Below are 22,180 nucleotides of genomic sequence, written 5' to 3'. Positions count from 1 at the left end.
TGTCTCGGCAGCCTGAAGAAGGTCAGGGTTTGTTCGATGGCATCCTCGGCCCAGCCTGTCAGGCGCGGATAGCGTGCCGACCATTTGGCAAGCCATGCGGCAAGATCAGCCCTGGCCTCTGCGAGATCGCGCCGGTCGTAGAGCCAGCGCAATTCCTGCAGGCAGTCGTCGCCGTGCTTCCTCGGCAGATGATCGAGCGCGTTCCTGAAGAAGTGCACGTAGCAGCGTTGCCAGGCGGCTTCGGGGATCACCTCGCCGATCGCTCCACCAGGCCGGCGTGATCGTCGGACACAACCAACTCGACGCCCTTGAGGCCGCGCGCCTTGAGGCCGACGAGGAAGTCCCTCCAAGCCGAGCGGCTCTCGCGATTGGCCATCTCCACGGCCAGGATCTGGCGCCTTCCGTCCCAGTCGATACCGACCGCGNGCGAGATCGCGCCGGTCGTAGAGCCAGCGCAATTCCTGCAGGCAGTCGTCGCCGTGCTTCCTCGGCAGATGATCGAGCGCGTTCCTGAGGAAGTGCACGTAGCAGCGTTGCCAGGCGGCTTCGGGGATCACCTCGCCGATCGCTGCCACCAGGCCGGCGTGATCGTCGGACACAACCAACTCGACGCCCTTGAGGCCGCGCGCCTTGAGGCCGACGAGGAAGTCCCTCCAGGCCGAGCGGCTCTCGCGATTGGCCATCTCCACGGCCAGGATCTGGCGCCTTCCGTCCCAGTCGATACCGACCGCGATCAGCACCGCCTGGCTCATGACAACACCGGCTTCACGCACCTTCTCGTAGCGCGCATCGAGGATGAGGTAAGGAAACGGCTCTTGAAGGGGGCGCCTGGCAAAGGCAGCGAGGCTCTCGTCCAGCCGCTTGTTGATGGCCGAGATCGACGAGGCCGAGAAGGCATGGCCGCACAGTTCTTCCGTGATCGCCTTCACCTTGCGGGTCGACACGCCCTGNGTCGCCACCAAGGCCCGCTCGGAACGCTGGTAGCGCTCGAACAGCTCGGTGGAGAAGCGCCCGGCCCGGTCCTGCGGAACCCGCAGCTCGAGCTTGCCGACCCGCGTTACAAGGGTACGGCCGTAATAGCCCGAGCGATACCCAAGGCGCTCAGGCGTGCGTTCGCCCTTCGAAGCACCCAGCGCCTCCTCCATCTCGGCCTCGAGAACCTCCTGCATTACCGCACGGATCACTTCGTGCAGCCCCTCCGGGTTCGAAAGCAGAATGTCTTTGACGGCAGCGCTGGTCGATTTACCTTCTGTCTTGGTCATGGTGGCGTTCCTTCGCGGGAATCAGGTGACGTGAACAATCACCAGCCTGCCATGACCGCCCTCTCTCAGCGAATTTGCAGAACTCTCAGCACACTACCCCCTCCCAACAAGGGGGAGGGAGACTAGGTTGGCGCTGATTTCCGCAAAACCGTCTAAGTCGACTTAAAAAAGGGCTGGGCGTGCGGCAGCGTTCCCTCCGCCTTGTGAGGGTCCGAAGGACGGGCGAAACCCTGGCTCGCCCCGGCAAGTTAGAGTGGCGGTCCTCTTCGTAAAAGCTCATATGCGATAGCCCTTGCCCCGAGGCATTGGCATTGCCAGCTCTGTATGAAGCGCTCCTCCGCTCTCCCCACCAGCTTTGCGCCTTGACCCACCGAGGGCTCTCCCTGGAACCAAATCCAGCCTAAACTGTTCAAGTTGGTTACGACGCCGACGAGCCCTGCCGGTTGGGCAAGCGGCGATCCTGAGGAGCTCCCACCATGACCATCTCGTCCAGCTTTCGTTCGCTCGCGGTCGCGGCCATCGCCACCGTTGCCGTCGGTGCTGCCAGCGCTGCTCATGCCGATAGCGGTACGATCCGCTTTGCCGTCTACAAGGCAGCCTTCTTCGTCGGCGGCTCGGGCGGTGAGGGCACGCTGACCTTCCATGGCCGCTCCTATCCCATCACGATCGGCGGCGTTTCGGGCGGCTTCGCCTTCGGGGTTTCCAAGACCTATTTCCGGGGCACCGTGCGCCATATCCGCAGGGTGCGGGATGCGACCGGGGTTTATGGCGCGGCCGGCGGTGGCGGCGCGCTCGGCAAGGGGGCGCAGGTGATCGTCATGACCAATGACAAGGGCGCCCAGCTCGAGCTTACGGGCCGGCAGGTGGGGCTGCAGGTGAATGCGGATTTGAGCGGGTTGGCGATTTCGTTGAAGTAAGGGGCGTTGCGTCTGGGTGGGCAAGGTCGCCCAGGGCGATGGCAACCGCATAGGGTGCTCCCCCACTCCGTCTCGGCTTCGCCGAGCCACCTCTCCCCCACATCCGTGGGGGAAGAGGAAACGCTAATCTCCGAGGTCGCGGCCTTCAAAAGTTTGGGTGTCCCTCTCTCTCGAAAAGCTTGGGTTCCTCCACGCCAAAAAGCTTGGCATTTCCTCTCCCCACGGACGTGGGGGTAGAGGGGGCTCGGCGAAGCCGAGAGGGAGTGAGGGCTGGCGCTGGCCTCGGCCCCTACCGCTCCTCCACAATCCGCAAATATGCCGCCGTCACGAACAGCACGATCAGCCCGAACAAGATCCGCCGTGCCCCCTCCGGCATCTGCAGGATGGTCAGCAGTGTCGTCAGCACGGTCAGGATCAGGGCGCCGATGATGGTGCCGGTGTAGCCGCCGCGGCCGCCGAAGATGGAGGTGCCGCCGATGACGGCGGCGGCGACCGAGGGCAGCACCAGCGGTTCGGCGAGCGACAGCGACGGCGCCTTGATCAGGCCGATATAGAGCAGGCCGGTGATGCCGGCGAGCGCGCTGGAGGTGACATAGAGCGCGGTGATGACCTGCCAGTATTGCACGCCCGACAGGCGGGTCGCGCGCTCATTGTCGCCGACGGCGTAGAGCAGGCGGCCGAAGCCGGTGCGGGCGAGCGTGAAGACGATGAGGGCGGCGAGCGGCACGAACAAAAGCAGCGCGTTGGGGAAGCCCCATGTCACGCCGGTGCCGAGCCAAGCCAGGAAGTCGGGGATTTTTGCGCCCGACGCGATCACCGTGCGCTGGTAGACCTGCAGGCAGCCGGTGCCGATCAGGCTGGTGCCCAGCGTCATGATCAGCGGGTGGACGCGGAAGACGCCGACGCCGATGCCATTGACGAGGCCGATCAGCACCGCCGGCATCATCGCCAGGAGGAACGCCACCGCCGGATCCTGGTTGACCACTTGCGTGGCCATGATGAAGGCGCTCATCGTCGCCACCGTGCCGACCGACAGGTCGATGCCGCCGGTCAGCATGGTTATGGTCTGGCATCCCGAGAGGATCGCCAGCGGGATGGCGAATTTGATGGTGTTGGCGATCCAGCGCTCGTTGACGATGCCGGGGCGCAGGACCTGCAGGATTATAACCAGGATGGCGAGCAGGACGATCAGCGGGATGAGCGGGCGATCGGCCATGAAGCGCTTTATGCGGCGGCCGAAGGGGACCGGGGTGATGGCGGTGGTGCTCATGGGGCGGCTCTTGGTGTTGTGTGCTGCGAGGATGGCGCTCTACGGCGCCCCCCTCTGGCCTGCCGGCCATCTCCCCCACTTGTGGGGAGATTGGCAGCTCCAGCGCCTCGCTCCTTTTTGCAACGTTGAAGGCTGGCGAAAGCGGCGATGACAGCTGATCTCCCCCCTCGTGGGGGAGATGTCCGGCAGGACAGAGGGGGGCGCGAAGGAACGCCGACGTCTCTCTGCGACAGCACACCCATCATTGCCGCCCCCGCATGGTGATAAACGCCCCGAACATCACCACCGCCACCATGATCAGCCCCTCGATGATGGCCGTGACATTGGGGTCGATGGCGAGCAGCGTCAGGTCGGTGCGCACCAGCCTCAGCACGAAGACGGCGACGATGGGGCCGAGCAGGCCGCCTTTGCCGCCGCCGAGCGCGACGCCGCCCAGCACCACGGCGGCGACGCTGGCCAAGAGATAAGGGCCGGGGATGGGGGCGCCGATGCCGGTGCTCATGGTCAGCGCCAGGCCGCCAAAGGCGGCGAACAGGCCGGACAGCGCATAGGCGATGATGCGGGTGCGCTTGACCGGCACGCCGGAGCGAAACCCCGCCAGTTCGCTCGAGCCGATGGCGTAGATGGAGAGGCCCAGGCGCGAGCGCCTGAGCGGTATCCAGATGACGCAGAGGCAGACGATCAGCACCAGCAGGGCCTTGGGCAGCCAGGCGTCTATGGCGTCGGGCAGGCCGGGGATCGGCACGGTGCCGGAGATCAGCGCCTTCAGCCATTCGGCGATGCCGCCGCCCGGCGCGTCGAGCACCAGCAGGGCGGCGCCCTGCAGCACGAACAGCATGGCGAGGGTGACGACAATGTCGGGCACGCGGGTGACGACGATGAGCAGGCCGTTGAGCGCGCCGAGCGCAAAACCCATGGCGAGCACGAAGGGCACCACGAACAGCGCGTATTCCTCGCTCGCGCCATTCATCATCGACGCCGCGGTGACGCTGGTCAGCGCCATCATGGCGGCGACCGACAGGTCGATGCCGCCGGCGATGACGACCACCGTCTGCGCGGCGACTGCGAAGGCATAGGGCAGAACGGCGCGGGCGAGCGAGCCGAAATCATTGCTGCCATAGGCCGGCTGGATGATCCTGGTGGCGATGAACAGGACGATGAGCAGGGCGAACAGGCCGACGACCCAGCCTTGGCGGCGCAGGAAATGGCTCATGGCGCGGCCTCCGGCGAAGCCGAAGTGTTCGCGGTCGGATCAGCCAATATGCCGATATCGGCCTTGGCGCCGCGCGGCAGGCCGTAGGCGGCGCGCATCAGCGCCGGCTCGTCGGCCTCCTCGACCGGAAAAATGTCGACGAGGCGGCCGCCGAAGATGACGATGACGCGGTCGCAGACGCGCTGCACCTCTTCGAGTTCCGAGGTGTAGAACAGCACCGACTTACCGTTGCCGGCGAGTTCGCGCAGCAGCTTGTAGATCTCCTGCTTGGTGCCGACATCGATGCCGCGTGTCGGGTCGAAGCACAGGATGGTGCGGGCATCCGCCGCGATCCAGCGGGCGATGGTCACCTTCTGCTGGTTGCCGCCGGACAGGCGCTGCACCTCGCCTTGCGCGCGGGTGTCGATCTGCAGCCGCTCGATGGCGCTGAGCACGGTCGCGCGTTCGCGGCGCATGTTGATCGGACCCCAGTTGCGCAAGGCAGCGCTGAAAGGCAGCGCGATGTTTTCGCGCACCGAGCGCTGCATGGCGAGCGCTTCCGAGCGGTCGCCCGGCACATAGGCAATGCCGGCGCGGATGGCGTCGATCGGATGCGAGAATTTCACCGGCTGGCCATCGACTTCGATCGTGCCGCCGGAGGGCCGGATCGAGCCGGCAAGGGCGGCGAACAACTCGTCCTGGCCCTGGCCTTCGAGCGCGACGACGCCGGCGACTTCGCCGTCGGCGAGATCGAAGGAGACATCGCTGAGCTTGGCGCCGACGCGCAGGTTTCGCACCGAAATGCGCGGCCGGGTGGTCGCGGGCGCGGCCTTCTCGGCAGCGCTGCGGGCCGCGACATGGGTTTTGACGATGCGGGTGCCGAGCATCAGCTCGACGATCTTTTCCTCGACGCCCGGCACGATGTCGACGACGCCGACGGTCTCGCCGTCCCGCAGCACGGTGGCGCGGTCGCACAGTGCCGAGATTTCGACGAAGCGGTGCGAGATGAAGATCACGGCGCGGCCGGCATCGCCCTGGCGGCGCACCACTTCCAGCACCTTTTCGGCAAGGTTGGCGGGCAGTGCCGCCGTCATCTCGTCAAGCAGCAGCACGTCGGGCTCGACGGCGAGCGCCCGCGCCAGGTCGAGCACGCGCAGCACGGCCAGCGGGATGTCGCGCGCGGTGTCGCGCAGATCGAGGTCGGTGATGCCGAGCTCGCGCACCCAGGCGCGGAACGGCTCCACCGGCGTGCCGGTGAGCCTGAGATTGGACAGAACGTCGAGATCGGGGATTAGCGACGGCTCCTGGTAGACCGGCAGCAGCCCGGCGCGGCGCGCGGCGGCCGGCGAGCGAATGTCGCGCGCCTCGCCGCGGATCAGGATGCGGCCGGCGTTCGCCGGAATGGCGCCTGTCAGGATCTTCACCAGCGTCGACTTGCCGGCGCCGTTGGCGCCCATCAGCGCGTGGACCTCGCCCGGCAGCACGGAGAGCGACGCGTTGCGAAGCGCTGCAACCGCGCCGTAGNGCCCATCAGCGCGTGGACCTCGCCCGGCAGCACGGAGAGCGACGCGTTGCGAAGCGCTGCAACCGCGCCGTAGTTCTTGGCGACGCCGGTGGCGTCGAGGAGGGGGCTGGTGGTCAAATGGTTTGTTGTCAAAATTGATGGTTCCAGAAACTAATGTCGGCGCTCTACGGCGCCCCCCTCTGTCCTGCCGGACATCTCCCCCACAAGGGGGGAGATTGGCAGTTCCGGGGCCGCCCCTCGTCTTGCGACGTAGAAAATTAGCGAAAGCCGAGATGACAGCCAATCTCCCCACCTGTGGGGGAGATGTCCGGCAGGACAGAGGGGGGCGCCGTAGAGCGCTAGTCTGTATAGCGAGGACGGCAGTTCGCCGTCCTCGCTAATTCATTCAAGCCNGCCCATCAGCGCGTGGACCTCGCCCGGCAGCACGGAGAGCGACGCGTTGCGAAGCGCTGCAACCGCGCCGTAGAGCGCTAGTCTGTATAGCGAGGACGGCAGTTCGCCGTCCTCGCTAATTCATTCAAGCCCAGCCTTACTCCCCCGGCCCCTTGCACGCGATGATCTGCTCCTTGGTGTACGTCGTCCACTCAGGGATCGAGATCGAGACCGGCCATTCCGGGCTCAGCGACGGGTCGGCGGCTGCCTTCAGCTTGGCCTTGCCTTCGTCGGTGGCGTTGTCCCACAGCTGCGGGTCGACCAGCACGGTCTGCTGCGCCGGCTTCTTGCCGTCGAGGATCTGCAGCGCCAGCGTCACGCCCGCGCCGCCGATCGAGCCGGGGTTGGTCACGGCTGCACCGACGAGACCTTTCACCGAGCTCAGCTGGCCGACGAAGCCGGCATTGTCGGCGCCGACCACCGGTACCAGCGGCGCCTGCGATTCGACCAGCGCGTCGACGATGACGTTGTCGATGCCCGACGTCCACACGCCGTTGAACGGCGTGCCGGTGGCCAGGAACGACAGCATCTGCTGCTTGGCCTGGTCCTGCTGCCAGCCGGTGAAGACTTCCTGCGCCACCTTCACGCCGGGGTTTTCGGCCAGCGCCTTCTTGAAGCCTTTGTCGCGATCGCTATCGGCCGAGGCGCCGGCGGCGCCGCGCATGTAGAACACTTCGCCCTTGCCGCCCATCTGCTGGAACAGCCATTTGGCGCCGAGATAGGCATACTGTTCCTGGTTGTTGGAGATGATGTAGGCCGACGGTTCGGTCACCGCCTGATCGACGGCAACGACGACGATGCCGGCCTTGGTGGCTTCTTCCAGGCCCGCCTTGATGCCGGCGGGATCAGCGGGGTTGACGACGATGGCGTCGACCTTGGCGCTGATCAGATTGCGGATGTCTTCGAGCTGGCCGGCGGCATCGGTGTTGCGGTGGGCGATGTTGAGCTTCGTCACTTCGCCCGAAGCCAGCGCCTGCGCCTTCATGGCGCAGACCATTTCCTCGCGCCAGCCATTGCCCTGCACGGTGTTGGAAATGCCGATCGTGTATTTGCCTTCGGCCGACGACACGCCCATCGATGCCAGCAAGGCGACTCCGCCAAGCAGCGGGACCATGGTCAGTATTTTCTTCATGTCAGTACTCCTCCACATTGTTGTTTTTCAGTTTCTGGGCCTGACCCGTTGGCAGGATCAGACCAAGTCATTCACCTCGTTATTTGACGAACGGACGCAGCACGTCGCGGGCGAGCAGGAAACCGCGCTTGACCTGATCGTCGCTGCCTTCAAAGCGCCTGTCCTCGTGTTCGATGATGACGGAGCCGTCATAGCCGGCACGGTAGAGGCCGGAGAAAAAGCCGCTCCAGTCGACATCGCCCAGCCCCGGCATGCGCGGCACCTGCCAGCCTATCCCGGCCGAAAGGATTCCGCGCTCGAAAAGTCCATCACGATCAATCATCAAATCCTTGGCGTGGACATGCAGCATGTAGGGACCGAATTCCCGGATGAAGCGGGCCTGGTCGATCATCTGCCAGACCAGATGCGAGGGGTCGAAATTCATACCGACTTCGCCGCCCCAGGCCTCGAGGATGCGCCGCCAGATGTAGGGCGAATAGGCGATGTTGTGCCCGCCTGGCCACTCGTCATAACTGAAGATCATCGGGCAGTTCTCGAAGGCGAGTTTTACCCCGTGGCCGCGCGCATAGGCGACGGTCTCGGGCCAGACTTTCAGCGCGTCCTGCCAGTTGACGTCGACGGTCTTCGAGGCATCGCCACCGCAGAAGGTGTTGACCACCGGCACGCCCATATTGGCGGCCAGCACGATGACCTTCTTCAGATGGCCGATGACGGCCTCGCGATGGGCAGGGTCCGGATGCAGTGGGTTGGGATAGTAGCCTAGGCCGGAGACCGTCAGCTTCTTCTCCGTCAGCGAAGCGACGATCTCCTTGGCCTGCGCGGGCGAGGTGGAGGCGGCGTCGATATGGCTGGTGCCGGCATAGCGCCGCGTCGCGCCGGAGGTCTTCGGCCAGCAGGCGATTTCCAGCGCCTCGAAGCCGGCCGAGTGCGCCCAGCCGGCGACCTCGCCAAGCGGCGTCTCCGCAAACGGTGCTGTAAGCACTCCTAGTTTCATTCTGCCTCCCTAGACCCGACGACTATAATGCCGATTGTTTGGATCGCTTCAACCTCGCGACCTCATCTTGTTCGAGACTGTGCCGGACAGCCGCCGTCGGATCGTCCGACAGCAGGTCGCCCAGCGCCGATGTGACGGCCGCGCGGAACGTCCCGTCAGCGGCAAGGCCGGGGTCGAATATCCCGTCGATGGCAAGGATGGCGGACACCAGCGCGCTGGCATCGGGACCCGTCGCGTCGGCGATTGCGGCGACCTTGCCGGCATAGGGATCCGACACCGGCCAGCGTCTGCCGAAACGTTCCGAGGCCTGGATCAGATAGGCCATCCAGCCGGCGACCGGCACCGACAGCAGGCCGATGCTCTGGCCCATCGCGAGCCGGTCGCGGATCGGGTTGAGCAGGCGCTGGACGATCTTCTGCGAACCGTCGGTGGCGACCTGGTGGTTGCGGTGGCGGATCGCGGTGTTCTTCAGCCGGGCAAGGCTCTGCTCGACATAGGCAAGCGGCAGGACGCCGGATACCGGCATCAGCGTCGGCACAGTCTCCTCGACCAGCATGCGCCTGATGAAGTCCGACAGCAGCGGGTCGGCCATGGCATCCGATGTGTGCTCGAGACCAGCCAGAACGCCGAGCGTGGCGAGTGCCGTCTGGGCGCCATTCAGCACCCGCATCTTGAGATGCTCAAACGGCGTGACGTCGTCGACGAAGGTGGCGCCGACCAGATCCCAGCGCGGCATGCGGCCGGCGAATTTTTCCTCGATCACCCACTGCCGGAACGGCTCACCGACAGCGACGGCGGCATCGTGGTAGCCGAACCATTGCTCGACACTGTCGAGGTCATCTTGCGTTACCGCCGGCGCGATGCGGTCGACCATTGACGAAGGGAAGGCGGAATTGGCTGCGATCCATGCGGCCAAGCCATTGCCGCGCTGCCTGGCGAAGGTCTGCACGACATTGGCTAGGATAACGCCATTGGCCGGAATGTTGTCGCAGGACAGCAGTGTCAGCGGCCGCCCATTTGTGGCCCTGCGCTGCTCCAGCGCCCGCACCAACAGGCCGGGGACGCTGCGCGGCGTCTCGGGGTTGGCGAGGTCGTGGACGATATCAGGATGGCCAAGGTCGAGTTCGCCGCTGGACGGGACGTGGCAATAGCCTTTTTCCGTCACTGTCATCGTCACCAACTCGATATCGGGTGAGATCAGCACGCCGAGCGCCGGTGCCGCACTCTCCTGGCTGTCGACCACCCGGACGATGCTGCCGATGACGCGCGCCTCGATGTGGCTGTTCTCGCGGATCAGCCTTGTGTACAGCCCGCCCTGCCGTCCCAGCGTGTCGGCAAGGCTGGGCGGGCGGATGTTGATGCCGACGATGCCCCAGCGGTCGAAGCGCAGCGAGATGAGATCGTCGGTGTATTCGGCCTGATGGCAGCGGTGGAAGGCGCCGACGCCGAGATGCGCCATGCCGGGCGCCAGGAGCGTACGGTCATAGGAAGGTGTCTGCACCGATGCCGGCAAGCGATCGAGCAGCGCCGGCCCAAGCGTTTCGATGGAAGCGCTCACCGGTTCGCCCCGATCACCGCCTGCTCTTGGTCGACAACCGCGCCGGTCATCGGGCCGGCGGCGTCGGACAGCAGGAAGACGGCGAGGCTGGCGATGTCGTTCGGGGTCAGCAGCCGCCCGAAAGGCTGCGCGGCATTGGCCTTGTCGAGCCAGCCGGGGCCGTTGCCCAATGTCTCCGCCTGCATGATGCGTTCGGCCGGCGTGTCGGTCCAGCCGACATTGATGCCGTTGACGCGGATGCGGTCGAAGCGGTGGGCGTTGGCGGCGTTCCTGGTCAGCGTCGCCAGCGCGCCCTTGGTGGCGGAATAGACGGCAAGCTCCGGCGAGCCGCAATGGGCATTGATCGACAGAATGTTGAGAATGGCGCCACCTTGGCCGCGCTGCTTCATGTCGGCAATCGCCGCCTGCATCAGGAAGAACGGCGCGCGCGCATTGACGGCAAACAGTGACGCCCAGTCGTCGAGGCTGGCGTCGAGGAAAGAGGCGCGATCGGTCAGGCCGGCGGCGTTGACCAGCGCATCGATGCGGCCGAAGCGCTCGATGCAGGCCTGCGCCAGAAGGGTGGGGGCGTCAGGATCGGCAAGGTCGGCGGCGACGAAGATGGTCGGCGTGCCCAATTGCGAAAGCTCGGCCGCCACGGCCTCGCCACGCGCCCTCTCGCGCCCGGTGACCAACAGCCCGGCGGCACCGGAACGCGCCAGCGTCTCGGCAATGGCGCGGCCAATGCCTTGCGTCGACCCGGTGACCAGAGCCACCTTGCCGCCAAGCCGGATCTCCATTCCTCCTCCCGGGAATAAAGTTTCTATTTTGAGAAATATGGAACGGCAATTCCCGATAGTCAATTGGACCAGTGACGCCTCATTCGTCGCGCCGCGCCGCCACGCCATGGACCAGCGCCATCCCAACGGCGAGCGAGGCCGCCAGCGAGCGGAAGCCGGCAAAGTCGGATTCCACCACTTCCAGCCAGCTGTCCGAGAGCGGGATCAGCGGGCTGAAGGTGCTGTCGGTGACGGTGACGATACGCGCCTTGCGCTCATGCGCCACCGCGACGAGATCGGGCGTGATCGAATTGTAGGGGCTAAACGAGACAGCGAGCACGGCATCCCGGCCGCCGATGCAGCCGATCTGGTCGAGTGCGGAGGAGCCGACATTGTCGACCAGCACATTGCGCACGCCCTGCTGCGACAGTGTCAGCGAGAGATAGGCGGTGACGGGAAAGGCGCGCTTGGAGCCGATGACATAGATCAGCTCGGCGGCCGCCAGCAGCGCCACCATCTTGTCGAAACTCGCGACATCGAAGCCCGCCTCGATGCGGCCAAGCGAGGCCTGCGACGCGCCGACCATGCCGTGCAGGAAATGCAGATTGGGCTCGGTCTCGGTGCGCGGTTCGCCGCGCCCTTCCGGCCATGAGCCCTTGATGTGCTCCTTGAACAGGCCCTGGAAATCGGAAAAGCCGGAATAGCCGAAGATCTGGGCAAAGCGCACCAGCGTCGAGGGCTGCACGCCGGCCTGTGCCGCAACCTGCGCGATGGTGCCGAGCGCGACGTCGCTCGGATGCTGCCACAGGAAGATTGCCACCTGGCGCAGCCGCTTGGGGAAATGCACCGTGCCCGACGACAGCACCGCGCGTAGCTCCTCATAGGTCTGCGGCTGGATGTAGCCAAGCGCGGCCAGCGAGCGTCCGCGCTTGCGCGTCGCCGCCTCGTCGGTGCTGGACCGTCCGGATGCCTTGCTTGCCCCACTCATGATTTCAGGCTAGCGCGATACGATCGTTTTACAATATGAAAATTGGAAATCGTATTCGAAAGCGGTGTGCCGGGAGGAGCTTGAAAATGGTCTACGCAACATCGGACGGATCAGCCGGCAAGCGGCTGCGGGTCGGCATGGTCGGCGGCGGCCGCAATGCCTTCATCGGCGCCGTGCATCGGCTGGCCATGCGCCTCGACGACCAGATCGTGCTGGTCGCCGGCGCGCTGTCGTCGGACCCGGAAAACGCCGCCGCGTCGGCCGCCGAGATCGGCATCGCGCCAGATCGCAGCTATGCCGACTACCGCGCCATGGCCAGGGCGGAAGCTGAGCGGCCGGACGGCATCGAGGCGGTGGTCATCGTCACGCCCAACCATCTGCACGCGCCGATCGCCACGGCCTTTCTCGAGGCCGGCATCGACGTGATCTGCGACAAGCCGCTGTCGACCACGCTGGCCGATGCAGAGGCACTGGTGGCGCTGGCGAAGGCGAAAAAGCGCCGCTTCGTCGTCACGCTCAACAACACCGGCTACGCCATGGTCCGCCAGGCGCGCGAGATGGTGGCGGCGGGCGCGCTTGGCCGCATCGTTTCCGTGCATGGCGCCTACATCCAGGACTGGCTGACCAAGCCGATCGATGCCGAGGGCCAGAAGCAGGCGGAATGGCGCACCGATCCGGCGCGCGCCGGCCAGTCGGCGGTGTTGGCCGACATCGGCGTGCATGCCTTCAATTTGGCGAGCTTCATCTCCGGATGCGAGGCCGAGGCGGTGTCGGCCGATCTGTTCACCGCCGTCCCCGGACGCCGGCTCGACGACAATGCGCATGTGCTGGTGCGCTGGACGGGCGGCGCGCGCGGCACGATCCTGGCCAGCCAGACCTCGCCCGGCCACTACAATGATCTCTCGGTGCGCATCTACGGCGACAAAGCCGGGCTCGAATGGTCGGGCGGCCGGCCGGAAGAACTGCGCTTCTCCATCTACGGCGAGGAGACCCGCACGCTGGTGCGCGGCGGCCATGGCTCGACCACTGAGAGCCAGCGCGTGTCGCGCATGCCGGCGGCGCATCCGGAGGGATATATCGAGGCCTTCGCCAATTTCTACCGCGACGCCGCCGATATCGTTCGCGCGCACCGTTCGGGCGGGACGGTTGATCCGGCGCGCGCTGCACAGGTGCCCGATGTCATCGATGGCGCGCGCGGGGTGAAGTTTGTCGCGGCGGCGGTGAAGTCGAATGCTGCGGGCGGGGCTTGGACGGCGGCAAGGTTCGGGTGAGGCGAGCTATCCCTTGATCGCCGAGCCGACGATGGAATCGACGAAGAAGCGCTGCAGGAAGACGAACAGGATGAGCGGCGGCAGCACGGCGAGCGTGGCGCCGGCCATCACCAGGCCGGTGTTGACCGCACCTCTGTTGTAGCTGAGCAAGCGGCTCAAGCTGATGACAATCGGATAGGCGTCGGCATTGCCCTGCAGCACGGTCAGCGGCCACAGATAGCTGTTCCAGTGATAGACGAAGGCGAAGAGGGCTAGAGCCGCGATTGCGGGGGCGACGCTGGGAGCGACGATCTTGTAGAGGATCAAGAACTCCGAGGCGCCGTCCATGCGCGCGGCGTCGATGAGCTCGTCGGGAACGCCGGAGATGAACTGGCGCATCAGGAAGATGCCGAAAGCGTTGGCGAGGTTTGGCACGATGATGCCGGCGAGGCTGGCGTTGAGGCCGATCGAGCCGACGAGGCGGTAGAGCGGGATCAGTGTCACGATCGGCGGCAGGAACATGGTGGCGATCAGCACAGAGAACAGCAGCGATTTGGCGGGGAAGTGGTATTTGGCGAAGGCGTAGCCGGCCATCATGCTGGTCAGCAGGATGCCGGCGGTGGTGATCGAGGCGATGACCAGAGAATTCCACATCGAGCGGCCGACATTGACCACGCCCGACACCTTCTCATAGGCGTCGAGGCTCGGCGTAAGGGGGATCCACACCGGCGGCACCTGCATGCTCTCGGCCGGCGTCTTGAGGCTCGACAGCACCATCCACACCAGCGGGAAGGCCGAGGCGACGGCGACCAGCAGCATCAGCGTCGCCAGCAGCGCCTTGCGGCCGGACAGGCGTCTGCGCGACAGCCGGCTCGACGATTCCGCACTCATTCGTCGTTCTTCCGGTTGGCGAAGGCAAACAGCGCGCAGACGACGACGATCAGCGAAAGCATCAGCATGACCGCCATGGCCGAACCCAGTCCGCCCTGTGCGCGCTCGATGCCGACGCGGCGGATGTGGTAGGTCAGGACGTTGGTCGAGCCGGCCGGCCCGCCCTGTGTGATCAGCGCCACCGGCTCGAACACCTGCACGGCGTTGATAATGGCGATGACGGCGCTGAACAGAAGCGTGCGCCGCATCAGCGGCAGCGTGATGAAGCGGAACTGCTCGAAGCGGTTGGCGCCGTCGAGCTTCGCCGCCTCGTAGAGGCTGCCTTGGATTTGCGTCAGCCCGGCGATGGCCAGCACGGTGAAATAACCGACCTGCTGCCAGACATTGAGGAAGACGATCGAGACCAGCGCCGAGCGCGGCGACGACAGGAAGGGCTGTGGTCCCATGCCGATCAGGCCGAGCATCTGGTTGAGCGGCCCTTCGCTCGGCGAATAAAGCTTCGACCAGACCAGCGCCACCGCGATCATCGGCACCATGTAGGTGGCAAACAGCACCGTGCGCAGCGCCGTGCCGCCGGGCACATCCTGCTGGTAGACCATCAGGCCGAAGGCCACCGACAGAGGCAGGATGAGGACGACGGAGAGCGCGGTGTAGACGGCTGTGTTCGTGAGCGCGGCCTTGAAGTCGCGGCCGATCGAGGTGGCCCCGAAAATCTCGCGGAAATTGTCGAGGCCGACGAAGCTGGCGCTGGAAAACGGCGTCTGCGTCGACCAGTCCTGGAACGACAGCCAGACGGTGAGCAGCATCGGCAACAGGATGAAGATGCCGATCAGCGTCACGGCGGGCGCCAGCATGATGCCCGCCGAGGCACGGTACCTCTGAATCATTATTTGGCGGCGCGCTCCAGGATCGAAATGGCGTCGGCCTGCGCCGTCGCCTGCGCATCCTTGGCCGAGACCTGGCCATACTGCAACGCCTCGAGCGTCTGCTGCAGCGATTCCGAGAATTCCTGGCCGCCGGGCACGACAGGGAACGGCTTGGCATCGGTGAGCACGCTGACATAGCCGGAGAGGAATTCCGAGCCGAGCTTGTCTTTGTGCGCCTCGATGTCGGAGAGGCGTGAGGGCAGGATGCCCATCGACAACAGGATATCCGACATCGCGGAAGCGCCGTTCTTGCCGGACTTTGGATTGTTCAGCCAGGCGAGGAAGTCCCACGCCGCCTTCTGCTCGGCGGCACCTGCATTGGCGTTGACCACGGTCATCCAGGAGTAGGAGATCGAATGCGGCTTGTCGCCGCTCGGGCCGACGGGAATCGGCGCCGTTGCAATGTCGGCGAATCTGTCGCCCATGCCGGCCTTCAGTGCGCTCTCCCACCAATTGGCCATGATGATCATGCCGGTCTTGCCGGAGACGAAATTGTCGAGGAAGGGGCCGGTGGTGTTGGCGTCGGCTGTCGCCATCGAAGGCACGCTGGCGCCGGACTTGATCAGGTCTTCATAGAGCTGGAAAGTCTCCTCGGCCTGCGGGCTGTCGAGCACCGGCTTGCCGTCCTTGACCAGGTCGCCGCCATTGGAGACCAGCAGCGAGGCGAAGGGGTGGACGACACCGGCGGCCCATGAATTGATCATGCCGAAGCCTTGCTGTCCCGCATCCTTGTTGGTCAGCTTCTTGGCCGCATCCTTGAACTCGTCCCAGGTCTTGGGTGGCGCCGCGATGCCGGCCTGCTTGAACAGCGCCTTGTTGTAGTTCAGCGCATAGACGTCGATTTCGTTGGGGATGCCGTAGAGCGTGCCGCCTACCGAGGCGGCGCTGGTGATGCCCGCCGGCCAGGCGGCCTTGACCTCGCTGGCCACCGCATCGGGAGCGGGCGCGACCAGCTTGTCGCGCGCCAGTTCCGGCAACCAGAGATCGTAAATGCCGCCGATCGTCGGGCCGTCCGCGCCGCCGCCTTGCGAGCGCAGCGTGGTCAGGAGGTCGCCGAAGGGGACGGCGCGCACGGTGACGCTGACATCCGGATTGGTCTTGGCATAATCCTTGGCCGCCGCTTCCAGCAGCGCGACCGTCTCCGGCGACCAGTGGGTGAGATAGGAGATGTTGACCGATTGCGCCCAGCCGGTGGTGGGCAGGATGGCGAGGCCTGCGGCCAGTGCCAGTTTCGACGTCCAGGCAAACGACATTCCTCATCCTCCTATCGGTTCACAATGACGTTATGACAAGTTAGCGCGGCGACGCAAGGGCTTGCTGGCGAAAAAGTCTCACATGGCACGGTCACAGATTTCTTTGCAGCGCTGGAATGTGGATATTTATCGTTAGATAACAAACGGATGCGGGTACTGCAATGTCGTGAGGCGGCCAACGCCGCCATTCCTGAGGCGCAGCAGACCTCTTGCGAATGCCGCTATGTCATTATAATGACTTTTCCCGAGCCAATGACTCTCTCACGGCAGGAAATGCCGCGGGACGCCAAGGACAGAGAACAATGGGAGACTGGCAATGAGCATGCTTTCACTTGACCGGCGCGCAGCACTTGGCCTGATCGGCGGCCTTGCCGCCGCCTGCGCCGGCGTCTTCGCCTCATTGCCGGCGCGAGCCGCCGACAGCACGGTGACGCTGTGGAGCTGGCGCACCGAGGACGAGGCAGCGATGCGCCGCATCTTCGATGCCTTCGAGGCGAAGAACCCCGGCATCAAGGTCGCCATCCAGTTCACGCCCGATGCCGACTACCAGAACCGGCTGAGCACGGCGCTGCGCGGCGGGCGCGGGCCCGACATCGCCCAGCTCAAGGCCTATGGCGAATTGCAGCCCTTCGTCGAGGCCGGCTATCTCGACGCGCTGGACGACAGCGTGCCGGAGCTGAAGAACATGGAGGACGCGGCGCTTGGCGGCGCGCGCGGCCGCAGCGACGGCAAGCTCTATGGCGTGCCCTATTCGGTGCCGATGATGGGCGTCTTCTACAACCAGGATATCTTCGCCGCCCAGGGCATCGAGATACCGAAGACCTACAAGGATTTCACCGCCGTCTGCGAGAAGCTGAAGGCGGCCGGCATCACGCCGATCGCCACCGGCGGCGCCAACGGCTCGGCCTGGGAACTGGAGATCGCCGTCGGCGTCGTCGGCCCGACCGTCTATGGTCCTGAATTCTACGACGAGATGATGAGCGGCAAGGCGACCTTCGAGGATCCGCGCTATGTCGCGGCGCTGAAGCGCTTCGCCGAGCTGAAGCCGTATTTCCCCGACGGCTTCGCCGGCATCGACTACACCACCGCCACGCAGCAGTTCATCGGCGGCAAGGCGGCGATGTTCCTCGGCGGTTCGTTCGAGAACGGCAGCTTCAAGGCGCAGAACCCGAAGCTGAAATTCTCGATCTTCCCGTTCCCCGCCGACGATGCCGGGGCAAAACTCTACACCTCGGCCTTCTCCGACGGCTCCTATGGCCTGGTCTCCGAGAGCCAGAACAAGGAAGCCGCGACCAAGGTGCTGGGCTTCATGGCTTCGGCAGAGTTCGCGCAGATGTTCGCCGACGAGCTCGGCTGGCCGCCGGCCCGCACGGATGTGACGGTGAAGGATCCAGTGCTGGCCTCGATGATGGAGATGGCGAAGAATTCGACGCCCTATCTGACGCTGGTCGGCTTCCGCTGGCAGTCGCCGACGGCGTCTTCGGTGCTGCAGTCGGAGATCATCGACATGGTCGAAGGCAACATCGCGCCGGAGAAGCTGGCGGCCGACATGCAGGCCGCAGTCGCCACCTGGTTCAAGCCGAAGCAGTAGGCGCGGCCGGTCGCAAAGCGGCCGGCCTCTCACGGACCAGAAAAGCGCATGAGCACCCTTCGCCGCACCAGCAGCCTTCGCCGCACGCAGCAGCGCATGGCCGTGCTGTTCATCCTGCCGGCGCTGGCGGTCTATGCGCTGTTCGTCCTCTATCCCCTGGGGATGTCGCTCTGGGGCAGCTTCTTCGTCTGGAAGGGGCTGCGCATGGTCGAGTTCGCCGGCCTGTCGAATTTCTCAAGGCTGTTCGTTTTCCCCAGCGGCGCGCGGATCTACGGCGCGCTGTGGCACAACACCGCCTGGTTCTTCGGCATCATGGTCTTCCAAAATGGCCTCGGCCTGTTGTTCGCCTGGCTGCTGTTCCTGCGCGACAAGGGTGCGGCCTTCTTCCAGTCGGTGTTCTTCTTTCCGGCGGTGCTGAGCCCGGTCATCATTGGCGCGCTGTGGCGGTTGCTTTTGGCACCGGGTGGCGTCGTCGAATGGGCGCTGAACGGGCTCGGCCTGCACCAGGGCAGCCTGACTGTGCTCGGCAACAGCCACACCGCGCTCGCCATGCTGATCGCCGTCGATGCCTGGAACTGGATGGGCCTGCCGGTGCTGATCTACACGGCAGGTCTGCGGCAGATTTCCGGCCAGATTTTCGAGGCGGCAAAACTTGACGGCGCCGGCAATGCGCGCATGCTGTTCTCGATCGCGCTGCCGCTGCTGATGCCGGCGCTGGGCACGCTGACGACTTTGTCGTTCATCAACACCTTCAACCAGTTCGACCTCGTCTATGTCATGCAGGGCGTGCAGGGCAATCCGAGCTATTCGACCGACACGCTGGTGACGTACTTCTACCGGCTGGCCTTCGGCGCGGAAGGTGCTGTCGGCATCACCGATATCGGTCTGGCTTTGGCGCTCGGCACCGTGCTGTTTTTGATCCTCAGCATCGGCACGCTCATGATGCTGCGCTTCTTCGACCGCCGCACGGTGCAGCTATGAGCGCGCTGGCGATTTCACAAAGACCGGCCATCTCTCGGCAGCTGGCGCGGCTGCCCGGCTGGACGGTGCTGGTCGTTTGGACGGCGGCCGTGCTGTTGCCGCTCTACATCCTCATCGTCTCCTGTTTCAAGACCACGGCCGAGATCTACGACAACAGGCTCGGCCTGCCGCAAAGCTTTGCCTTCGACAATTTCATCAACGCCTGGACGCGCGCCGATCTCGGCCAGAATTTCATCAACAGCCTGATCGTCACGGGCGGCGCCGTCATCCTCACCATCGTCGTCTCGGCGATGGCCGCCTATCCGCTCAGCCGCTACAAGCTTGGCTGGAATGCCATCATGCTCGGCCTGTTCCTGTCCGGCATCATGCTGCCCATCCGGTTGGCCTCGGTCGAACTGTTCACGCTGATGCGCAATCTCGGCCTGCTGGATTCGCTGACCGGGCTGATCCTGGTCTATTCGGCGATCCGCATTCCCTTCGCCGTCTTCATCTTCGCCAATTTCATGCGCGTCTTGCCCTCCGAGTTGGACGAGGCGGCGCGCATGGACGGCGCCGGCGAGGTCCGCATCCTGTTCCAGATCATCCTGCCGATGGTCAAGCCGGCGGTGTCGATCGTGGCCATCTTCACCGCGATCGCGGTGTGGAACGATTTCTTCTTCCCGCTGATCTTCATCTTCGACGACCGCTACAAGACGGTGCCGCTGGCGATCAGCGTCTTCGTCGGCCAGTTCCGCACCGACTGGGGCCTGGTGTTCGCCTCGCTGGCGATATCCATGGCGCCCATCCTGATCATGTATTGTCTGCTGGCGCGGCAGATTCGCGAAGGCGTCGGCACCGGAGGGGGCATGAAATGATCGAAGACAGGATTTATGCGGCGAAATCCATCCTGGTGGTCGGCGCACACGCCTTCGATGCCGAGGTGATGGCCGGGCCGCTGGCGGCCGCTGCCGTCAAGCGCGGCGCCACGGTGACCTTCCTGCATCTGACCATGGGTGAGCAGGGCCATCCGTACCTGGTTCCCGCGCATTATTGCGTGCAGAAGGAAGAGGAAGCGGGCAGCGCGGCGGAGCGGCTCGGCGTCGCCATGCGTAGCTTTGGCCTGCGCGACGGCTTCCTGCCCACAGACGATCAGACGGCGCTCGAAGTGGGCGACATCATTCGCGAGCTGAAACCCGAGATCGTCATCACCCATTGGCATGGCAGCTGGCACAAGGACCATCGCGCCGCCGCGCATTTGACGAAGACCGGTATCTTCTTCGCCGGACTGCCGACCGTTGCCAGCGACCATCCGGCGCACACGCCGCAACTGCTGCTGTTCGGCGAGAACTGGGAGGACGATGACGGCTTCCGGCCCGAGCATCTCGTCGATGTCAGCGACGGGTTCGAGGCCTGGCGCGACGCGGTCATGGAGTATGAGCTGGCGCGCGGCCTGAGCAGCTTCCCCTATGTCGACTATTACAGTTCGCTCTACCGGCTGCGCGGCTGCCTGCGTGGCACGCGCCATGCGCAGGCCTTCGCGGCGGCATCGCATTCGTGGAATGCCGGCAGCGGCCTGTTCTCGCTCCCCTTCGGCAAAGGGTCCGGTCGATGACGCGGGTACTCGCCATCGATCTCGGCGCCACCAATCTGCGCGCCGGCGTATCTACGGGCGATGTCGGTGCGTTGGAGACGCGGGGCAGCGAGCCGGCGCCGGCAACCCTTGATGCCTTCATTGCGCGCATCGACGCGCTGTGCGTGGAGGCCGGGCCGGTCTCAGCGCTTGGCATCGCGGTGCCGGGTCTGGTCGAGGGCTCAATCTGCCGCTGGATCCCCAACCTGCCGTTCCTCGACGGCGTCGACATCCAGACGCTGTTTCCCAAATTGCGCGTAGCGCTCGGCAATGACGCACAGATTGCGCTGCTGGCGGAGGCTGTCGAAGGCAGTGCGAAAAACATGTCGGATGCGATCCTGCTCGCCATCGGCACCGGCATCGGTTCGGCGGTGCTGGCCAATGGCCGCATCGTTGCCGGCGCGCATGGCGGCGCCTGCTCGTTCGGCTGGGCCTGCGCCGACGTCAAAGATCATGGCGAGGAGCGCAGCGGCTGGCTGGAGCGCGTCGCGTCGGGCCGGGCGCTCGATGCCCTTGCCGGACAGATCGGCCTTGCCGACGGCCGCCAACTGATCGCCGCTGCCCAGGCCGGCGAGCTGGCTGCACTCACCTTGCTTGAACTGCCGGCGCGACAGCTCGGCACCGCGTTTGCAGGCGCTGTCGCGCTGCTCGATCCGCAAGCGGTGCTGATTTCGGGTGGTTTGGCGGACGCGCTGGATGTGATCCGGCCGCCGCTGCTTGCGGCGCTGCGACGTCAACTGCCGCCGCATCTGCGCGGCATCGACGTCAAGGCTGGAAAGTTCGGTCCCTGCGCCAGTCTGGTCGGCGCGGCGCTGGCCGGCGCCGTTGGGCAAGGGTGGAGGCAGGTGCGATGAGCGAAGCAAGCTTTCAGCAACCGGACCGCAGACGGCCGGAGCCGCTCTGGTACCAGGTCGAAGAGGCGATCCGAGCCATCGTCAAGAGCGGCGAATGGGCAACGGGCGACCAGATCCCGGCGGAGGACAGGCTGTGCGCCCTGTTCGGCGTCAGCCGCATCACGCTGCGCCACGCCTTGCGCAATCTCGAGGAGGCAGGACTGCTCAGGCGCGAACATGGCCGCGGCACGTTCGTGCGCTCGACCACGCTGGTCGCCGGCACGCGCGAGCTGACCAGCTTTACCCAGGAGATGGGCAATATGGGCGTGGTCGCGGGCTCGCGCCTGCTCGACTGCAGCCTGACCACCGCCAACGCGGCGGCTGCCGGCGCGCTGGAGATCGAAGAGGGCGATCCGGTGGTGCGCATCCGCAGGCTGCGGCTCGGCAACAACGAGCCGATCGGCATCCAGACGGCGCAGCTGTCGGCCGTGCGCGTGCCGGGCTTCCTCGATGCCGGCCTGCTGCAGGGCTCGCTCTACGAGGCGCTGGAGCGCCATTACGGCATCGTGCCGGTGGCCGCGCGGGAGAACTACCGGGTCGGCGCGGTCGGCGCGGCGGACGCCGAACTGCTCGACCTCGCTGTCGGCAGCCCGGCCTTCGTCGTCGAACGCATCACCACCGACGAGCGCGGCCCGTTCGAATTCACCGTCTCGATCATGCGCGGCGACCGCTACGAAATCCGCTCGACGCTGCGCGCCGGACGCGTGCCGCTGAACCCAAGAAGCTGATCCATTCCAGACCGACACATCAAACAGGAG

At 65.4% G+C, this 22,180-nt stretch carries 18 protein-coding genes and 3 pseudogenes; 8 read left to right on the top strand and 13 right to left on the bottom strand.

Going from position 1 to position 22,180, the window contains the following annotated elements; translation table 11 throughout:
- A pseudogene (locus tag X730_RS1000000168475) lies at nt 1-388 on the bottom strand (transposase); the annotation flags it as partial.
- Nucleotides 349-1,262, bottom strand: a pseudogene (locus X730_RS0133070) (IS256 family transposase); the annotation flags it as partial. The pseudogenes X730_RS0133070 and X730_RS1000000168475, both read right to left, overlap by 40 nt.
- Before the next feature lie 476 nt (nt 1,263-1,738).
- Here X730_RS0133070 and X730_RS161165 point away from each other — a divergent pair.
- Nucleotides 1,739-2,179, top strand: coding sequence for a hypothetical protein (locus tag X730_RS161165; protein ID WP_023825535.1), 441 nt, complete (start codon nt 1,739-1,741; stop codon nt 2,177-2,179).
- A 289-nt stretch (nt 2,180-2,468) separates the two neighbouring features.
- On the opposite strand, the gene X730_RS161170 is transcribed toward X730_RS161165, so the two are convergent.
- From X730_RS161170 to X730_RS161205, 8 genes and pseudogenes are all read right to left on the bottom strand, one after another.
- Nucleotides 2,469-3,449 carry an ABC transporter permease gene (locus tag X730_RS161170; RefSeq protein WP_023825534.1) on the bottom strand — a complete coding sequence of 327 codons (981 nt, stop codon included), beginning with the start codon at nt 3,447-3,449 and terminating at the stop codon, nt 2,469-2,471.
- Between the two features lie 241 nt (nt 3,450-3,690).
- Nucleotides 3,691-4,662, bottom strand: a complete 972-nt coding sequence (locus X730_RS161175; RefSeq protein WP_023825533.1) for an ABC transporter permease — start codon at nt 4,660-4,662, stop codon at nt 3,691-3,693.
- Nucleotides 4,659-6,283, bottom strand: a pseudogene (locus X730_RS161180) (sugar ABC transporter ATP-binding protein). The gene X730_RS161175 and the pseudogene X730_RS161180 overlap by 4 nt, the downstream one beginning before the upstream one ends.
- Nucleotides 6,284-6,695: 412 nt before the next feature.
- Entirely contained in the window at nt 6,696-7,730 is a 1,035-nt protein-coding gene (locus tag X730_RS161185; RefSeq protein WP_023825531.1) for an ABC transporter substrate-binding protein, read from the bottom strand.
- 79 nt (nt 7,731-7,809) lie between these two features.
- Nucleotides 7,810-8,724 carry a sugar phosphate isomerase/epimerase gene (locus tag X730_RS161190; RefSeq protein ID WP_023698628.1) on the bottom strand — a complete coding sequence of 305 codons (915 nt, stop codon included), beginning with the start codon at nt 8,722-8,724 and terminating at the stop codon, nt 7,810-7,812.
- 22 nt (nt 8,725-8,746) lie between these two features.
- A complete protein-coding gene (locus X730_RS161195; RefSeq protein WP_023825530.1) occupies nt 8,747-10,282 on the bottom strand; it encodes a mannitol dehydrogenase family protein in 1,536 nt (511 codons plus the stop codon).
- Nucleotides 10,279-11,061, bottom strand: coding sequence for an SDR family oxidoreductase (locus tag X730_RS161200; RefSeq protein ID WP_023825529.1), 783 nt, complete (start codon nt 11,059-11,061; stop codon nt 10,279-10,281). Before X730_RS161200 ends, X730_RS161195 begins: the two co-directional genes overlap by 4 nt.
- A 79-nt stretch (nt 11,062-11,140) precedes the next feature.
- The gene (locus X730_RS161205) at nt 11,141-12,028 is read right to left on the bottom strand and encodes a MurR/RpiR family transcriptional regulator (protein WP_023825528.1); all 888 of its coding nucleotides are present in this window, start codon (nt 12,026-12,028) and stop codon (nt 11,141-11,143) included.
- 86 nt (nt 12,029-12,114) lie between these two features.
- Here X730_RS161205 and X730_RS161210 point away from each other — a divergent pair, with 86 nt between their 5' ends.
- Nucleotides 12,115-13,299 (top strand): Gfo/Idh/MocA family oxidoreductase, encoded by a 1,185-nt coding sequence (locus X730_RS161210; RefSeq protein WP_023825527.1) that lies wholly within the window; start codon nt 12,115-12,117, stop codon nt 13,297-13,299.
- 6 nt (nt 13,300-13,305) lie between these two features.
- On the opposite strand, the gene X730_RS161215 is transcribed toward X730_RS161210, so the two are convergent.
- The 3 genes from X730_RS161215 to X730_RS161225 are packed head-to-tail and all read right to left on the bottom strand — an operon-like array spanning nt 13,306 to nt 16,348.
- Nucleotides 13,306-14,169, bottom strand: coding sequence for a carbohydrate ABC transporter permease (locus tag X730_RS161215; RefSeq protein ID WP_023825526.1), 864 nt, complete (start codon nt 14,167-14,169; stop codon nt 13,306-13,308).
- Nucleotides 14,166-15,056, bottom strand: coding sequence for a sugar ABC transporter permease (locus X730_RS161220; RefSeq protein WP_023825525.1), 891 nt, complete (start codon nt 15,054-15,056; stop codon nt 14,166-14,168). The genes X730_RS161215 and X730_RS161220 overlap by 4 nt, the downstream gene beginning before the upstream one ends.
- Complete coding sequence (locus X730_RS161225; RefSeq protein ID WP_023825524.1) at nt 15,056-16,348, bottom strand: extracellular solute-binding protein; 1,293 nt, start codon at nt 16,346-16,348, stop codon at nt 15,056-15,058. Before X730_RS161225 ends, X730_RS161220 begins: the two co-directional genes overlap by 1 nt.
- 316 nt (nt 16,349-16,664) lie before the next feature.
- Here X730_RS161225 and X730_RS161230 point away from each other — a divergent pair, with 316 nt between their 5' ends.
- Genes X730_RS161230 through X730_RS161255 form a run of 6 tightly spaced genes read left to right on the top strand, consistent with a single transcriptional unit; the run spans nt 16,665 to nt 22,150 of the window.
- On the top strand, nt 16,665-17,939 hold the full coding sequence (locus tag X730_RS161230; protein WP_023733561.1) for an extracellular solute-binding protein: 1,275 nt from the start codon (nt 16,665-16,667) through the stop codon (nt 17,937-17,939).
- 48 nt (nt 17,940-17,987) lie between these two features.
- Nucleotides 17,988-18,920, top strand: coding sequence for a sugar ABC transporter permease (locus tag X730_RS161235; protein ID WP_031196540.1), 933 nt, complete (start codon nt 17,988-17,990; stop codon nt 18,918-18,920).
- A complete protein-coding gene (locus X730_RS161240; protein WP_023698619.1) occupies nt 18,917-19,774 on the top strand; it encodes a carbohydrate ABC transporter permease in 858 nt (285 codons plus the stop codon). Before X730_RS161235 ends, X730_RS161240 begins: the two co-directional genes overlap by 4 nt.
- Nucleotides 19,771-20,511, top strand: coding sequence for a PIG-L family deacetylase (locus tag X730_RS161245; RefSeq protein WP_023698618.1), 741 nt, complete (start codon nt 19,771-19,773; stop codon nt 20,509-20,511). The genes X730_RS161240 and X730_RS161245 overlap by 4 nt, the downstream gene beginning before the upstream one ends.
- A complete protein-coding gene (locus X730_RS161250; protein WP_023825523.1) occupies nt 20,508-21,383 on the top strand; it encodes an ROK family protein in 876 nt (291 codons plus the stop codon). Before X730_RS161245 ends, X730_RS161250 begins: the two co-directional genes overlap by 4 nt.
- Nucleotides 21,380-22,150, top strand: a complete 771-nt coding sequence (locus X730_RS161255) for a GntR family transcriptional regulator (RefSeq protein ID WP_023683130.1) — start codon at nt 21,380-21,382, stop codon at nt 22,148-22,150. The genes X730_RS161250 and X730_RS161255 overlap by 4 nt, the downstream gene beginning before the upstream one ends.
- Nucleotides 22,151-22,180: the final 30 nt, after the last annotated feature.

The sequence above is a fragment of the Mesorhizobium sp. L103C131B0 genome, from assembly GCF_000502275.1.
In the GTDB taxonomy this organism is placed as follows: Bacteria; Pseudomonadota; Alphaproteobacteria; order Rhizobiales; family Rhizobiaceae; genus Mesorhizobium.
The sequence above is the reverse complement of the archived record's forward strand: the minus strand, read 5'-3'. Positions and strand labels throughout refer to the sequence as shown.

What these genes read in the sequence shown, in the direction of transcription:
- X730_RS161165 (WP_023825535.1), top strand. Translation starts at nt 1,739, where the DNA reads ATGACCATCTCGTCCAGCTTTCGTTCGCTCGCGGTCGCGGCCATCGCC.
- X730_RS161170 (WP_023825534.1), bottom strand. Translation starts at nt 3,449, where the DNA reads ATGAGCACCACCGCCATCACCCCGGTCCCCTTCGGCCGCCGCATAAAG.
- X730_RS161175 (WP_023825533.1), bottom strand. Translation starts at nt 4,662, where the DNA reads ATGAGCCATTTCCTGCGCCGCCAAGGCTGGGTCGTCGGCCTGTTCGCC.
- X730_RS161185 (WP_023825531.1), bottom strand. Translation starts at nt 7,730, where the DNA reads ATGAAGAAAATACTGACCATGGTCCCGCTGCTTGGCGGAGTCGCCTTG.
- X730_RS161190 (WP_023698628.1), bottom strand. Translation starts at nt 8,724, where the DNA reads ATGAAACTAGGAGTGCTTACAGCACCGTTTGCGGAGACGCCGCTTGGC.
- X730_RS161200 (WP_023825529.1), bottom strand. Translation starts at nt 11,061, where the DNA reads ATGGAGATCCGGCTTGGCGGCAAGGTGGCTCTGGTCACCGGGTCGACG.
- X730_RS161205 (WP_023825528.1), bottom strand. Translation starts at nt 12,028, where the DNA reads ATGAGTGGGGCAAGCAAGGCATCCGGACGGTCCAGCACCGACGAGGCG.
- X730_RS161210 (WP_023825527.1), top strand. Translation starts at nt 12,115, where the DNA reads ATGGTCTACGCAACATCGGACGGATCAGCCGGCAAGCGGCTGCGGGTC.
- X730_RS161215 (WP_023825526.1), bottom strand. Translation starts at nt 14,169, where the DNA reads ATGAGTGCGGAATCGTCGAGCCGGCTGTCGCGCAGACGCCTGTCCGGC.
- X730_RS161220 (WP_023825525.1), bottom strand. Translation starts at nt 15,056, where the DNA reads ATGATTCAGAGGTACCGTGCCTCGGCGGGCATCATGCTGGCGCCCGCC.
- X730_RS161225 (WP_023825524.1), bottom strand. Translation starts at nt 16,348, where the DNA reads ATGTCGTTTGCCTGGACGTCGAAACTGGCACTGGCCGCAGGCCTCGCC.
- X730_RS161230 (WP_023733561.1), top strand. Translation starts at nt 16,665, where the DNA reads ATGAGCATGCTTTCACTTGACCGGCGCGCAGCACTTGGCCTGATCGGC.
- X730_RS161235 (WP_031196540.1), top strand. Translation starts at nt 17,988, where the DNA reads ATGAGCACCCTTCGCCGCACCAGCAGCCTTCGCCGCACGCAGCAGCGC.
- X730_RS161240 (WP_023698619.1), top strand. Translation starts at nt 18,917, where the DNA reads ATGAGCGCGCTGGCGATTTCACAAAGACCGGCCATCTCTCGGCAGCTG.
- X730_RS161245 (WP_023698618.1), top strand. Translation starts at nt 19,771, where the DNA reads ATGATCGAAGACAGGATTTATGCGGCGAAATCCATCCTGGTGGTCGGC.
- X730_RS161250 (WP_023825523.1), top strand. Translation starts at nt 20,508, where the DNA reads ATGACGCGGGTACTCGCCATCGATCTCGGCGCCACCAATCTGCGCGCC.
- X730_RS161255 (WP_023683130.1), top strand. Translation starts at nt 21,380, where the DNA reads ATGAGCGAAGCAAGCTTTCAGCAACCGGACCGCAGACGGCCGGAGCCG.